Raw genomic sequence first — 15934 nt, 5'->3', positions numbered from 1 at the left:
CTAAAGAATATTTACGCAGCTACTATGAGCTGCGTTTTTTTTGCCTACTACTTACTAAAATATGTATCTAAAAATGCAGTAAATGATTGATTATCGGCTTGCTCAATTGCTTTTTGAGCTTGGTAAGACTCTGTCGCTTGTTGCGCTAACCACGACTTTGAGAATTCAGTATAACTGGCTATATCATGGCTTTGTTTATACTTTTGAGCAAGTGAGAGTGCATAATGACCATTATCTAGCCCTGATGCTTTTAATTGCTCAACATAACGCCCTGAATAAGTTAATGTAGGATTATGCACCCACGTTGCCATGCGCTTAATAGTGTTTGAGTAATAATCAACCCCGTACGCGCTATCCATCCACTTAGCAACATCAACGAGCTGATTAAATATTTCATCACCCCATGATTCAAGACTGCGCTGCTCATTATTAAAATTAAGCATTAGGCCTTTTTCTCGGCCTTGGTTTACTACTGTATCAAGATTTTCAGTGCTTCGCGCTTGCTCTTCCCAGTCCATAGGCGCTGAGTCTTTTAATAAACAATAGGTTAAAAATACATCTAAAAAGTGTATTTGCTCTAAATCAATGCCTACTTCACTAAATGGGTTAACATCCAATGCACGAATTTCAATATATTCTATACCCGCTCTTAGTAAAGCATCGGTGGGTGTTTCACCATTTTTAGCATTACGCTTGGGGCGAATTGGCGAGTAAAACTCGTTCTCTATTTGTAGAATATTTTTATTTAATTGCTTTGGCTCTGCACTGGTGTAGTCGTCAATACTGCCATAAATATCTGAAGGCGTATTTATGGCTTTTTTAAGCCCTGCTACATATTCATCTAATGAGTTATACATCACGCGTAATGATGACTGTGCACTGTTGGTATAACCTAGATTACCTAATCGAAGCGCCGTGCCTACTTCTAAATATAAAGTACCTTTACCTAGCTTTTTAAACGGTAAATCACTTTTACGCCCTTGCAAAAATGAACTACACAATGCCGGTGACGCACCAAACATGTAACTAATTAACCACAACTCGCGTTTAAAATTGCGAATTAATGCTAAGTACCCATCAGATATAAAGTCTTCAAGCTTCGCGCTACTTTGCTTTAGTGAGTGTAGTGACTGCCATAACGTTTCTGGAAAAGAAATATTAAAGTGCACGCCGGCAATCGCTTGCATCATACTGCCGTAACGGTTCTTTAAACCTTCACGATATAAGGTTTTCATTTTACCAACGTTAGAATCGCCAAATTGTGCTAATACAATATCGTCCTGATGATTTATAAAACACGGCATACTAATTGGCCACAGCAGTTCATCGCCCATATGTTCTAGGGTGAACTTTTGTAAATCTTTTAGCTGTTGTAACGTTTGCGTTGATGACTCGCTAACCGGTGTAATAAACTCAAGTAAAGACTCAGAAAAGTCAGTCGTGATATGTCCGTTGGTAAGCGCACAGCCAACCCCTTCAGGGTGAGCTTGCTTAGAAATAGAACCATCAGGTTTAATTCTTAGTGATTCTCTCTCAATACCGCGCATAATACCTTTAATAGCATGCTGATTATCTGCATTAGATAGCGCGTTGAGCGTGTTCTTTAAATTATAAGTTGCCAAAAAAAAGTTTCCTCGAGCCAAGTGGCTTAATCATGAGGTTATGGGGTCTAATTACCTTTACTCAAGATTAAATGAAGAAAAAACTATATGAATTTATTAGATATAGTTTTTAATGAATTTTAAACACGCTTTGTTTCACGCTATAAAAGATAATCTTGCCATTGCCACCAGCAATATACAATTTCTTTTACATATTATTTGCCACAATCCTCTCCTACCAACAACGTATTATTCCCCCCCATGCGAAAGGGTGAATCTCTTGTTAAAAGTTTGTCATAATTAAAAAATTCAATTACCCTTAAAATTGATAAAGATCATAAAAACATCAAAAAAAATGACTTACTACCGCTATTTAAAACTTATCACTAACGTACATTAGTTTTAGTAATTACAATAGCCACCCCAATAAAGGATGATAAAGGATTACTATGCGTCGTAATCAAAGCTTGATAGATGAAGAAGTCACTTTTGAAGAGCAGCAAGAGTTAGTTTCAACAACCGATCTTCGAGGTGTTATTACCTATGCTAATCATGAATTTTGCAGTATTGCTGGCTATGAAATGGATGAACTCATTAATAAAAACCACAATATAGTTCGCCACCCTGACATGCCTAAGGCGGCATTTAAAGAAATGTGGGACACCTTAAAGCAAGGCCATTCGTGGCGAGGAGCTGTAAAGAATTTATGTAAAGACGGCCGTTACTATTGGGTTGATGCATTTGTAACACCTATTTTTGAACATGGCCAATTGATTGGTTATCAGTCTGTGCGTGTAAAACTCTCGCAACGCGCAAAACGCAGAGCACAGAAACTGTATGCCAAAATTAACGCTAATCAGTCACTATTTAGCTGGCGTGAACACACCTCACTCAGACAAGGCTTAAGCATAGCCGGTGTTTTAGTTTGGTTAGCCTGTGTTGCTATTTGGGGATCAATCGCGATTGCAGCGGTTAACTTGATGGTGTGTATTATCATTCTAGTTTTAAATTATGATGAACTAATAGCAACACCTGCGACCCTAAAGCAGCAAAAGAGTCAGGCTGATTCGGTGTCTCGTTATGTATTTAGTGGTTCACACCCTCACAGTATTAGTGATTACCGAGAGCAAATGCTTTGCGCCAAGTTAAAAACGGTACTCGGTCGTGTTAAAGACTCAACCTTGAGTTTTAATACAATTGCTCAAGGCTTAGATCAGCAATCTACGCTGACCGAACAAGGAATTTCCTCTCAGGGAACTCAGCTTGAGCAAATAGCCACTGCAATGTCACAAATGAGCACCACCATTGGTGAAATTTCTAATAATACTAATAATACCGCAGATAAAGTGGGGATCACTTATCAAAGCTGCTCTGATATAAAAAGTCATATTGCCGATAATAGCAAAATGGTATCTGACTTAGCTATGCAAGTTGAGCAAGCGGCAACCACAGCCACAGGACTTGCCTCTGAGGCCGATAAAATTGGTCAGGTAATGAGTGAAATAGAAGGCATTGCAGAGCAAACCAATTTGTTAGCACTTAACGCTGCGATTGAAGCTGCCCGTGCTGGTGAGCATGGTCGGGGTTTTGCGGTGGTCGCTGATGAAGTGCGCGCATTATCTTCACGTACTCAAAACGCCACAGCACAAATTCATAGCTCCATTAAAGAGATTCAAGATACCTTGTTTAGCTGGTCTAAAATCATGCAGAGCACAAAACAACAAGCCGATGACTGTGTGAACACTACAGGTCAAACGCAGCAAGAGCTGGATAGTATTTTTACTCAAATTAGTGAAATTTCACAGCTTGCCACCGATATTTCAGCTGCCGCAGAGCAACAACAAGTGGTAAGTAGAGACATTGGCAGCAATGTTGAAAAAATTAAAGGTTTGGGGGATGACAATTTACAGCTTAGTTATAGCGTAGCGCATGGCGCTGCTGAATTGGTGGAAGGCTCACGAAAAGTAAATGATTTACTGCTTACCTTTAAAGTTTAATCCACTCCTTTGAATCAAAAACAAAAAAGCCGCTATTTTCAGCGGCTCTTTACTGTGCTCAGATTATCGGCTAGTAAACTCTAAGCCCTCACCACTTGCATCAATAACAATGATGCAGCCTGGTTGAAAATCATTATTAAGCAGCTTTTGTGCTAACGGATTTTCAATAGTTTGTTGTATTGCACGCTTAAGTGGGCGAGCGCCATAAACCGGGTCAAAACCACTAGCAGCAATCCGCTCAAGCGCAGCATCTGTCAATTCAAGTAAATAACCCATCTCAGTTAATCGTTCACGCAATTTACTTAACTGTATATCTGCAATTTCTTTAATATGGCTATGTGCAAGCGAGTGGAACACTACTGTTTCATCAATACGGTTAATAAACTCAGGCCTGAATTCATTATGCAGTACACCCATTACCTTAGCTTTAAGCTCGTCATAGTCATTACTCCCCGATTGCTCTTGGATAATGTCTGAACCTAAGTTAGAGGTCATAATGATAACCGTATTTTTAAAATCAACAGTACGGCCTTGACCATCTGTTAAACGACCATCATCAAGAACTTGTAATAAAATATTAAACACATCTGGATGCGCTTTTTCTATTTCATCAAGCAAAATAACCGAATAAGGTTTACGACGAACAGCTTCGGTTAAATAACCGCCCTCTTCGTAACCTACGTACCCTGGAGGCGCACCGACTAAACGTGCGACTGAGTGTTTTTCCATAAACTCAGACATATCTATACGCACCATGGCACTTTCGGTGTCAAACATATAGCCAGCCAACGCTTTTGTTAGCTCTGTTTTACCCACCCCTGTTGGCCCTAAGAATAAAAATGAGCCAATAGGACGATTCGGATCAGCAAGCCCTGCGCGCGAACGACGGATGGCATTGGCCACAGCAACTACCGCTTCATCTTGCCCTATCACTTTATTGTGTAATTGCGCTTCCATTTGCAATAGCTTTTCACGCTCACCTTGAAGCATACGTGCCACCGGAATACCGGTCCAACGTGATAAAATTTCAGCTATTTCATCTTCGCCCACTTGGTTTTTAAGTAAGCTCATTTCTTGCATTTCGGCTTGTGATGCTAAATCAAGCTTACGCTCAAGCTCGGGTATACGGCCATATTGCAGTTCTGACATGCGCTGTAAATCGCTTGCTCTGCGTGCCACTTCTAAATCAAGTCGTGCCTGTTCAAGCTCAGCTTTAATGACTTGCGTACCTTGCAAAGACGCTTTTTCGGCATTCCATACTTCATCGAGTTCACGGTATTGCACCTCAAGCTCAGTGATCAGCTCAACCATTTCTGCACGGCGCTTTTGACTCGCCTCGTCTTTTTCTTTAGCCAAGGCGTTATCTTCAATTTTTAACTGAATGATACGACGCTCTAACTTATCTAAGGCTTCAGGTTTTGAATCAATTTGCAGTCGAATAGAAGAGCCCGCTTCGTCAATTAAATCAATTGCTTTATCAGGTAATTGGCGATCACTAATATAGCGATGTGATAACTGCGCTGCAGCAACAATTGCCGGATCGGTGATTTCCACTGAGTGATGTAATTCGTAACGCTCTTTTAGACCACGTAATATAGCGATAGTATCTTCAACCGATGGTTCTTCAATTAATACTTTTTGGAAACGGCGCTCAAGTGCAGCATCTTTTTCAATGTATTTACGATATTCATCTAAGGTCGTTGCACCTACGCAATGAAGTTCTCCTCGTGCTAATGCAGGTTTTAACATGTTACCCGCATCCATAGCGCCATCACTTTTACCAGCGCCAACAATGGTATGAATTTCATCAATAAACAAAATCACTTGGCCTTCTTCTTTGGCCAATTCATTTAAAACTGATTTTAAACGCTCTTCAAATTCACCTCGGTATTTGGCCCCAGCAACCAACGCGCCTAAATCAAGCGAGAGTACGCGCTTGTTTTTTAAGCCCTCTGGCACTTCCCCATTAATAATACGTTGCGCAAGCCCTTCGGCAATCGCGGTTTTACCCACCCCAGGCTCACCAATTAACACAGGATTGTTTTTGGTGCGGCGTTGTAATACTTGGATGGTGCGACGAATTTCATCATCACGGCCGATTACAGGGTCAAGCTTACCTTGCTCCGCCCGCTCAGTTAAATCAATAGTGTACTTTTCAAGTGCTTGACGAGTTTCTTCAGCATTAGGATCATCAACTTTTTGACCACCGCGAATTGCTTCTATGGCAGTTTCAACTTTGTTAGCGGTGATATTAAGTGCTTTAAATACACTGCCAAGCGGCCCTTTATCTTCACATGCAACTAAAACAAACAGTTCGCTTGAGATATATTTATCTTTGCGTTTTTGGGCATACTTGTCACACAGATTAATAAGTGAAACCATGTTGTTTGACAATTGCACATCGCCACCAACACCTTCTACTTTAAATAATTTTTCTATCTCTTGAGATAGTTTAGTATTGAGCTCATCCACGCTAATGCCCATTTGTGCAAATAAGGCGCGCACACTTGAACCACTTTGCTTTAATAAAGCATACATAAGGTGAACGGGTTCAATAAATTGATGATCGCGACCTAGCGCTAATGATTGCGCATCTGAAAGCGCAGACTGAAATTTACTTGTAAATCTATCTAAACGCATGGGGGTTTACCTATAAAAAAACGAATTACTTTATAAATGGGTATGTTAGCGGATTTGTTCAAGGTATTGAGGGAAAAATAATCACTTAATAGTAATTTACTTGCGCCAGATCAAACTTGCCATACGACCGGTTTGGCCGTCACGTCGATAAGAAAAAAACTGATTTTTTTGAGAGAACGTACAGTATTCACCACCACTAATATTCACAACACCCCGTTGGTTTAGCAAAGTACGCGCAATGTAATAAATATCAGCTAAATATTTATCGTTATTTTGAGGTTTAAACGCATCATGCAAAGCTGGATTATTGGCTGTAAATGTTGCAACGACCTCTTGGCCGACTTCAAATCGGTTAGCTCCTATTGCAGGACCTAACCACGCATGTAAATTCGCTGGCTCATGTTTAAAACAGCTAACTGTATTATTAATAATTCCTTGCACTAATCCTCGCCAACCTGCGTGAATTGCAGCCACTTCTTGGCCATCGCTTGAGGTAAGTAAAATAGGTAAACAGTCAGCGGTCATTATAGCTAAAGGTTGATTGCGTAACTGCGTGTAAAGCGCATCCCCCGTCAGTATGTGATTAGCGTCAAACGCTTCATCCACTAAAATTACATCAGCGCTATGAACCTGATTTAACCAAACAGCAGGATTAGGTATGTAACTATTTACATGCGCTCGATTGGTTAATACATCTTGGCTGTTATCACCTACATGTAACCCTAAATTCAAACTATCAAATGGAGGCTTTGACACACCTCCATCCCGTGTAGTACTCAATGTGCCTACACCCTGAATAGGTTGCCATGTAGCTGATAAGCCAGACATAATTAACTAGCTATATCTGGATTTGCTTTTGTATCTTCGCGCAGTGCTTGTGTCATCTGGACCATATCATCAGGAATAGGTGCTTGCCAGGTCATCATTTCACCAGTAATTGGATGAGCAATGCTTAATTTTACAGCATGCAGCGCTTGACGCTTAAAGCTACGCAGTAACTCAAACAGCTCAGGGGTTGCTCCTTTTGGTGGACGAGGACGGCCGCCATAAGATTGATCGCCAATTAGTGGATGGTTTAAGTAAGCCATATGCACGCGAATTTGGTGTGTACGTCCGGTCTCAAGGCGTAAACGCAAACGAGTATGAGCTCGGAACTTTTCTGCCACACGGTAATGCGTAATCGCTGGTTTACCCATTTCATGAACAGCCATGTGCGTACGTTGAGTTGGATGACGACCAATCGCTTTTTCAACCATACCACCGGCGGTCATAGTACCATTACATAAGGCTTCATATTCACGTGTGAAATTTTCGCGCTTTTGTAAGGCTTTAACCAAATGAGTTTGTGCCTGAATCGTTTTCGCGACAACCATTAAACCCGTTGTGTCTTTATCAAGACGATGAACTATACCCGCTCGTGGTACGTTAATAATTTCTGGGAAGTGATGAAGTAATGCATTTAACACCGTACCGTCAGGGTTACCTGCACCAGGGTGAACCACTAATCCCATTGGTTTATTGATAACTAAAATATCATCGTCTTCATAAACGATGTTTAATTTGATATCTTGTGCTTCGTATTCACGAGGTGCTTCTATTGTTGTTTCAACAGCCACAACTTCACCACCGAGTAATTTTTCACGCGGGGTGTTGAAAATTTCGCCGTCAACGGTGATTTTATCATCTAAAATCCACGTTTTTATCCGTGATCGTGAATAATCAGGGAACAATTGTGCTAATACTTGGTCTAGACGTTTACCACCTAAGTCTGTTGGGACCTCGGCTTGGAGAGATATTTGCTCTGACATTAGTAACTTTACCCAATTTACCAGTGCAAGCTTTGCTTGACTGGGTTAGAATCGCTTTTAATAAAAGCATAACATAATACGCATAGTTTACTCGGTTTTACCCACTTGGCCTAGCCGAAGACATCGAAGGTAACAAATAAAATGATAAATAAAATAGGGAAACGTGCATTCGCCATTGTTTTTTCAGTTTCAGTGCTTAGTTTAGGGGCTTGTTCGTCTGCACCTGACCAAGAAGACATTCAACGAGTACCAAACAGATCAGCACAAGCACTATATGAAGATGCAAAACAAACGCTTGATTCTGGTTTATACGCACGTGCAATTGAACTGTTAGCGGCAATTGATTCTCGCTACCCGTTTGGCCCGTTTTCAAAACAAGTACAAATGGATTTAGTGTACGCACATTACCAATCAGGTAATACAGAGCAGGCACTTGCTACCATTGACCGTTTTATTCGCTTAAACCCAAACCACAAAGATTTAGATTACATGTACTACATGCGTGGCTTGGTTAATATTAAAGCGGATAAAAATGCTTTCCAAGAGTACTTTGGTGTAGATAGAGCCGACAGAGACGCTAAACGTACCCGTGTAGCTTATACCGATCTATCAACCTTAGTTAAACGTTTTCCAGAAAGTGACTATGCGCCAGAAGCAAAACGTCGTTTAGTTTGGCTATTAAACCGCATGGCACGTTACGAGCTAAAAGTTGCGACTTACTACTACGAACGTGAAGCCTATTTAGCAGCTGCGAATCGCGGTAAGTTTGTGGTAGAGCACTACTCACAAAGTAGCTACTTGGATGCGGCACTAGCCATGATGGAAAAAAGCTACGATAAGCTTGGATTGACTGAATTAAGTGAGAATGCAGCGCAAACGCGCAAATTTAACAGTAGAAATAAATAATACGAAAAAGGCGCTACTTTCAAATAAAAGTAGCGCCTTTTTTACTCAAGACTACGATTATATCGCGTCTTCATCTTCTTCTGCAGTACGAATACGAACAACACGCTCTACCTCAGTGACAAATATTTTACCATCACCAATTTTGCCTGTCTGTGCGGTTTTAACAATCACATCAATAGCGCGTTCAACATCTTCATCACCAAGCACAATATCTAACTTTACCTTTGGTAAGAAATCAACCATATACTCTGCGCCACGGTATAGCTCGGTGTGACCTTTTTGACGACCAAACCCTTTGACTTCACTTACTGTCATACCCGTAATGCCAACATCAGATAGTGCTTCGCGCACATCATCGAGCTTAAACGGTTTAATGATTGCTTCTATTTTTTTCATATTAGTTACTTTTGAAAGCCTCAGTTGCCTCGATTTTAGACAATCATGAGGTTCATAGCAAACAAAGTGATTGAATAGCACAGGTGAAAAATAATCATGGTATGATTATTTTAATAAAAATAACTATACTAGGGTCTGTTGACCTTTCAACATCACCGAGTTAATGAGATTTATATGAAAACCAAGCATACAGGATTTACTCTATTAGAGTTAATGGTTACCGTTGCTATTGTTGCAATAATAGCAAGTATTGCAATATGGAATAGTAGCGATATGCTGGAAGAAAATCGAGGCGAAAACTTTTTATTGGAGCTTAAGCGTAATATTAGTTTTGCGCGCTCACAAGCGGCTAGTACTGATGAGATTGTGGTTATTTGTGCAGCTCAGCATTCGGAGGTTAAAAACAATGATGATAGTATGCAATGCCGAGCAAGGTGGGATCGTAATAAAGTTATTATAACCTTTATTGATGCAAATAATGATGGTCAATATAATTCTTCCTCTGACAGCTTAATTCGCGTCATGGAAAAAATTAGCCTTAATGATAAGGTAACATTCACAGCTGGAGATAGACGGATACGGTTTAACACCAGCGGTCGTATCACCACTAAACCTGGAAATTTTATTTTTTGCCCTAATGGTACTAATGAAAATAATAAAGGGTTAACACTGTCTCAATCAGGAACTGCTTTTTATATAGGTGACACAACTCAAACCTGCAGCTAAAAGCCATTTCATACTTTGTCGTTTTTTGATTATTTACTAAACTAATATAATGGACTGTTCAATGTAAGGCTTCAGGGATGAAGTTAATTATAAGTGTTCACAAAAACGATGGCGTTACGTTAGTAGAATTACTAGTAACCATTTTAGTTATTGCAATACTGAGTCAACTCTCTTTGTCGTTTGCTCCTGACTTCTTGGCGCTCAATCGCGCAGATAATCAGGTTAGTCTATTACACCGAAATATTAATTTAGCACGTCTTTATGCTATAGAGCATGGCAACTACGTAACGCTGTGCGCTTTGAAAGATAAACAATGTTTAGATGGTGAGTGGCACACGGGTGTGTCACTTTTTACTGATCATGACAAGTCAACATCTTTGGATAATGACGAACGTCTTATTAGTACCTTTGAACATACCCATCCCTCTGATAGCTTAGAGTACCCCCGAACTGCAATAACTTTTAGACCCGACGGCTCTTTAAATGGCTTTCAAAATGGTACTTTTATCTATTGCCCTAATAGTGAAAAAGCAAACCTTGAAGGGCTTGCTCTATCTATAAGTCAAACAGGTCGCATAAGGATAAAGTCCACAAATAGATGCAAAAATAACTAACCTGAATTCTAGTTAGGGGGTTTACAGTGTAAAAAGCCAGACTTCACGTCAGTAGCTGGCCTATTGCAAGTAGGTTCAACGCAATTAGCGCTAAAAATAGCTGCTTGAGATAGGTATACAATTCAGAGTAAGGTTAATTAGCATCATCTACCCCAGCAATAGGTTATATCTGATTTACCTTTGCTGCCTTTAGCCCCTTTTAAGCCTAAATCATTAATAGACAATTCAGTACAATCAGCATCCCCTTTAACAGCTCCAGCGATGGGTTTCGCTGTAATTGTAAATTCATTACTATTAACCACATTTATTGCTAACTCAAAATGCCCGTTTTCAGTTTTACTTTGAATACCTAAGTCACTAAACGAAGTTGAATAAACTCGGTTATCTACAAAGTATTGCTCTTGCTTATTTGCCGCATCTAACAGCGCAGATGCAGCTTCTGCGCGTGATGCCCTTTTTACATACTCTGTGTAATTCGGCAATGCAATTGCGGCAATAATGCCAACAATCGCTACTGTGATCATTACCTCAATTAATGTAAATCCTTGTTGTGTCTTATTCATATACAGCCCTTAATTGTTTATCTCATCGTTTTCTTCACGCTTATAAATATATGTTTGCTGCGTTTTAAAGCCAAAGCCACTGTTGCCACTCTCTAGTAACTTTATAGTTCCATCTTCGATTTTTAGACCAGGCCCTGAAATGTTACCGGGTACAAATGGTTTGGAATCACCTTTAATTAAAGGACCAGGGAAATAAAATTTACTTTCGGGTGGCTTCCTTTCAGGACCATCAGGACCATCAGGACCATCGGGACCATCAGGACCATCAGGACCATCATCACACTGTCCATCGGTATTAGCATCCACGCAAGAAGAACCAAAGTATAGCTGTGGTGTATCGGGCACATCGTAACTGGTTACAAATTTGAGCTGTTCATACACCTTTGTACCGTAATGCAAATGAAACGCATAAAGCGCACCACCGCCTCCACTTAAAGAACATTGATTCTCTACAACGGCATCAGATGCTGGCGTGAAAGAAGTAAAATAAGCAACTCCGCCAACAACGGTAGCTGCAGCTAATGACTTTTCACCTTTGGCTAATTCGTAGCGCCACCCTTTCTTTTTTGCCAACTCAGCTTCAACAAGATTAAAACCATCTATGTCATCTAAAGTATTACCAAACGGGTCATCGTTCATAATCATTAAGTCGGAGGGTTTAACTGCCGCAGGCGCATTGATTTTAAATGAGCGTGTCAGCGTATTTTCATCACGAATCATAAACAACTGATCTTGCTCATTTGTATTCGTTGGTTTTGAACGATTGCCGCTGCCGATAACAACAGCATCATAAGGAGTATCTAAACGGGTAATAACTTTATCACCGTTGATGGTCGTCTCTGTTACTTTACTAAACAAAGTACGCGCAATCAGAGGCTTATAAAAGAAGCGCCTGTCTTGGGTATTTTGATTGCTACCAAGCTCAGCAAGTTTAAAGTGACTAAACTCACTGCTATCTTCTCCTGGCATATCAATTCGCCAAATATTACCACCGGTGTCTGAAGCATAAATTCGGTCAATATAGCCGTCATAATCTGAATCAAGCGTAGTTAAATCAGCGGCAATGCTATGTTTACCTTTAAAACCATTGCTATTTGGGGTTAATGCCCACACTAAGCTACCTGTTTTTGCTTCAACAATATAAATGCCTCGACCACGGGAATCCTCAGCTCTTATAGCCGCGTCTTTATTTGTATCGTAACCTGCACCAAATACGAGTAAAGGTTTATTACCAAAAGCTTTAATATAAGCTATTTGCGGTTTTGACCATGTTTGTGCTAATTCCGTAAAATCGCCTTTGCCGCCTTCAATTGGTTTGCTCCAAAGGCGCTTTGGCTGGTTCGGATTTGTAATATCTAAGCCATAGTAATTCTTACCACCACGACGCATACCAGCAAAAGCCCAAACAGCATCTCCTTTGCTAGCATCTATAATACCGTCATTTAAACCTTCGCTATTCAAACTCTTATTACTAAAGTAAACACTGATAGGGCCGTCCATGCCATATACCTTGCTATCTGCTTGTTTATTTCTGAGTGGCTTAATAATGTCAAATAATGCTGAAGGTATAAACGCCCAACTTTCGCTTACAGTCTCGCCAGCATCTTTAAACATATGTAAAAACCCGGCATTTGTTCCTATAAGAATTCGTATATCATCACTGCCATAGTCGATAGCAATAGGCTTGGAATGTAATGGGTCGCCAAAAATATCAGAGCGTTGATCTTGCGAAGAGCCATCTTTATCCTCATCATCAACGTCGACCCCTCTAGCCCAATTAACATCTTGGCTTGTTAAGGTTAGCGGGTTATCAACAATACCACTAAGAATATCGCTGACAACCGAAGTATCAAAGCTAACAATAGAGCCTTGATTTTCAGTGAATAAATTACGAGCTAGTGGATCTATCGTACTTAGATAATGATTTACGCCACCTTGTGCAACCGCATTACCATCAGCGGGTTGGCCCGCAGGTAGCCAAAATGTTTTTGCATCTTTTGAAATTAAACCGTCGCTATTAAGAGCAAGCTTGTTAGTCGCATCAACAATCTGATTGCCTGTAATTTTTAACTTTTTGAGGTTACCACGCCAGCGAGCCCCTGTTTCAGGATAAAACATAGCAAAGTAAAGAGCATCACGGCTGCGAGTTTGGTCTACGTTATTGCTGGCCACTGATGGCGATGAAAAACTATCGTTTACTTCACGAATACGAGAAATCGTATTTTTAAGTGCGTCTGACAGTTGTGCTGCAGTATTGGCATGCAAATATTGCCCACCGCCATAGTCTGCAGTCTCAGTAAGTAAGTTTTTACCTGAGTTACTCATTCCAGTACCAAAGCCAATAGGAAATACACGACCAATATCTAGTACATTATTGGTTTTGCTATACAAATCAACTTTTACATCATCTGTACCATGGATAATTTTTGCCAGCGCTGCCAAATAACTATTGCTGACAACAGGCGCATTTTCAGAAAAATAATCCTCATGAAGGTTAAATATGTCATTATTTCTATTAGAATCGTTGGTAGGATCTCCATCTGTCATTAAAATAATGTTGATACTATTGTCACAACGTAATGGCTCACCCGCTACTGGGGCAAAAGGTGATTTATAAACTCCTGATGACTCAGCGGTAAAATCTCGATTATTAGTGTTATCGCCATAGTAAACATCTTGGCCTGTTATGTATAAATACGCTTCCCATAATGTTTCAGTTAATGGGGTTGACCCACTAGCAGGTAGCTCATCAATTTTATTGAGCAACGTTGACTTTTCAGCACCTACTCTGGCTAGTACATAACCGCCACTACTGCCATTAAAACGCATTAAACCAAATTCAATATCATCATTATCGTTCACTAATTGCGTAATCGCATTTTGTGCAACTCTTAAACGACTATCACTACATGTGGCTTCATAATTGTAGTAGCTAGTTCGTTTGTAACATTGCTCATTACGTTTATAGCTGTCTTTACTTTCAAAACAATCGACCTCGTAATAACGATTACCGCTTCTCATGTAACAGGCATTGCCATCGTTTACATCCCAAGCCATACTGCCTGATGTATCAAAAATCATAATTACGCGTGGCTTTTCATCTGTCTCCACATTATGGTTAACATACAGCTCTATATCTTCAGCATGAGCTGACATGCCAATTAATATTGCAAATATAGGCATGAACATTCTGTTTAGTGTAAGTTTCATATTAAAACCCCTTACTTATGCTAGCCATCTCTTGGGCTACGCCGGTAACAATTGTTAGTTGGTGTTTACTTTTGGAGCCGTACTCTATGGTTGTAGAAACTTGCACCATGTTGCATGAAATGCCAGCAGTAAAATTAAAACGACGAGGGCATTCTAAATCAAGTACACCATTGTTTAAGTTAATCATATTGCTTTTCATATCATCGCGTTCAGCCATAACAACACCGTTATCTGATACTTCTTCAGGGGTTAAAAAGAACTGATTAGCAGCCCCTTTACTAGCTTCATCAGCAATAATGCGCTGTACTTCACCAATTAGTTGATTTTCTGCAACTTCACGCTCTTGAGCTGCATTTGTAATTTTAATATCAATACTGCTGCTACTCATTAAAGTAACCGCAATTCCTGTCACTGCTATCACCATAATAAGTGCTGTAATAAGTACAACACCCTGTTGTTTCTTTTTCATATGAGTTAAATACGCCATAAATTTGCTCCCACATTATTTAAACGAATAGTCGTCGTGAAAACAGTTCGTCTGAAATTATCTGAAAAAGTAAGAGAGCGACTATTAGCATCTTCCCCTAATATGTACGTTTGGTTCTTAATTTTAAGGCCTGGATCTGGCTGCAATGCTCTGATCAGTAAGAAAACTTGTACTGTTAAAATACCTCTACGGTTTTCCCAGTCGCTGGCGTTCATATCACTGATGCTTTTATAGATATCAACGCGACTATCGTTGGTAGTATCTAAACCAAAAACAAAACGCATATTTTCCACGCCTTCCATTATAGTTTCAGTATTTATAGACCCGCCTACTAAACGCTTTCGCATTAGTGCCGGTACAGTAAGGTTCTTATTATTTACCGTATAAGTTTGCTCTGCAATATAATAGCTGTGATGACTATACGGCCATACCGACGCATTGATATTTACGCTAGTAGGGTCAACAATACCTCGCTCAAAGCGTGCATTTTCTTGCTCAGCAATAAAATAATTCTCATCGCTTTGCGTTTCATTAACACCTGAGGCATCAACTTCTAGTTGATTACCTTGTAAAAACTTAACCTGTAAAATATCAGTCCCTTTAATTGGGTTTTTTACACAGTTGAGCTCATTAGAACTTGCCGCCGTTTTAGCGTATAAAGATCTAAAGTTACTACTACTCGTTAAATCTGGAAAACTGCCATTGTTAGCTCCTTCAAAGCAGTCATTAGTAGGATTTGACAATGATGATGTGTTTGCAGCGGTAAATGAATCATCATAAAATGTTCCCCAAAAACCAACTTGCTCAATATCTCGTTGCATAATATTTATAGCTAAACGGCCTGACTCTTGTAACTCGCCTATAGTCATTGTGTCTTTGGTGGTTACTTTCATACCGATATAAGTAAACATTACCCCACCCAAAATTAATCCCCCTATAAATAGAGATATCATCATTTCAATGAGTGTAAATCCTGTTTGCTTCAT

The 15934-nt window shown here is 39.9% G+C and carries 13 protein-coding genes; 4 read left to right on the top strand and 9 right to left on the bottom strand.

Translation table 11 applies throughout. From position 1 onward, the window contains the following. Positions 1-47: 47 nt before the first annotated feature. Entirely contained in the window at positions 48-1622 is a 1575-nt protein-coding gene (gene gshA, locus FLM47_RS04985; protein ID WP_178955540.1) for a glutamate--cysteine ligase, read from the bottom strand. A 428-nt stretch (positions 1623-2050) separates the two neighbouring features. Here gshA and FLM47_RS04980 point away from each other — a divergent pair, with 428 nt between their 5' ends. Then, positions 2051-3598 carry a PAS domain-containing methyl-accepting chemotaxis protein gene (locus FLM47_RS04980; protein WP_178955539.1) on the top strand — a complete coding sequence of 516 codons (1548 nt, stop codon included), beginning with the start codon at positions 2051-2053 and terminating at the stop codon, positions 3596-3598. 63 nt (positions 3599-3661) lie between these two features. On the opposite strand, the gene clpB is transcribed toward FLM47_RS04980, so the two are convergent. From clpB to rluD, 3 genes are all read right to left on the bottom strand, one after another. Further along, on the bottom strand, positions 3662-6238 hold the full coding sequence (gene clpB, locus FLM47_RS04975; protein ID WP_178955537.1) for an ATP-dependent chaperone ClpB: 2577 nt from the start codon (positions 6236-6238) through the stop codon (positions 3662-3664). A gap of 96 nt (positions 6239-6334) precedes the next feature. Then, positions 6335-7066 (bottom strand): peptidoglycan editing factor PgeF, encoded by a 732-nt coding sequence (pgeF, locus tag FLM47_RS04970; protein ID WP_178955535.1) that lies wholly within the window; start codon positions 7064-7066, stop codon positions 6335-6337. 2 nt (positions 7067-7068) lie between these two features. Further along, positions 7069-8046: a 23S rRNA pseudouridine(1911/1915/1917) synthase RluD gene (rluD, locus tag FLM47_RS04965; protein WP_008114448.1), complete on the bottom strand. Its 978-nt coding sequence runs from the start codon at positions 8044-8046 to the stop codon at positions 7069-7071. A 141-nt stretch (positions 8047-8187) separates the two neighbouring features. Between rluD and FLM47_RS04960 the strand changes: the two genes are divergently transcribed. Beyond that, entirely contained in the window at positions 8188-8952 is a 765-nt protein-coding gene (locus FLM47_RS04960; protein ID WP_138607642.1) for an outer membrane protein assembly factor BamD, read from the top strand. Positions 8953-9009: 57 nt separating this feature from the next. Here the strand turns inward: FLM47_RS04960 and FLM47_RS04955 are convergent, their stop codons facing one another. Then, positions 9010-9348, bottom strand: a complete 339-nt coding sequence (locus FLM47_RS04955; protein WP_008114445.1) for a P-II family nitrogen regulator — start codon at positions 9346-9348, stop codon at positions 9010-9012. A 174-nt stretch (positions 9349-9522) separates the two neighbouring features. Here FLM47_RS04955 and FLM47_RS04950 point away from each other — a divergent pair, with 174 nt between their 5' ends. After that, complete coding sequence (locus FLM47_RS04950; RefSeq protein WP_138607640.1) at positions 9523-10074, top strand: GspH/FimT family protein; 552 nt, start codon at positions 9523-9525, stop codon at positions 10072-10074. A gap of 77 nt (positions 10075-10151) precedes the next feature. Further along, entirely contained in the window at positions 10152-10688 is a 537-nt protein-coding gene (locus FLM47_RS04945; RefSeq protein ID WP_138607638.1) for a GspH/FimT family pseudopilin, read from the top strand. 143 nt (positions 10689-10831) lie between these two features. On the opposite strand, the gene FLM47_RS04940 is transcribed toward FLM47_RS04945, so the two are convergent. Genes FLM47_RS04940 through FLM47_RS04925 form a run of 4 tightly spaced genes read right to left on the bottom strand, consistent with a single transcriptional unit; the run spans position 10832 to position 15934 of the window. Further along, positions 10832-11251: a type IV pilin protein gene (locus FLM47_RS04940; RefSeq protein WP_138607636.1), complete on the bottom strand. Its 420-nt coding sequence runs from the start codon at positions 11249-11251 to the stop codon at positions 10832-10834. 9 nt (positions 11252-11260) lie between these two features. Then, complete coding sequence (locus FLM47_RS04935) at positions 11261-14461, bottom strand: pilus assembly protein (protein WP_178955533.1); 3201 nt, start codon at positions 14459-14461, stop codon at positions 11261-11263. A gap of 1 nt (position 14462) precedes the next feature. Next, complete coding sequence (locus FLM47_RS04930; RefSeq protein ID WP_138607632.1) at positions 14463-14948, bottom strand: pilus assembly protein PilX; 486 nt, start codon at positions 14946-14948, stop codon at positions 14463-14465. Next, on the bottom strand, positions 14936-15934 hold the full coding sequence (locus FLM47_RS04925; protein ID WP_178955531.1) for a PilW family protein: 999 nt from the start codon (positions 15932-15934) through the stop codon (positions 14936-14938). The genes FLM47_RS04930 and FLM47_RS04925 overlap by 13 nt, the downstream gene beginning before the upstream one ends.

It is taken from the genome of Pseudoalteromonas sp. Scap06 (assembly GCF_013394165.1).
Lineage (GTDB): Bacteria > Pseudomonadota > Gammaproteobacteria > Enterobacterales > Alteromonadaceae > Pseudoalteromonas.
This window is presented reverse-complemented; position numbering and strand designations above follow the sequence as displayed.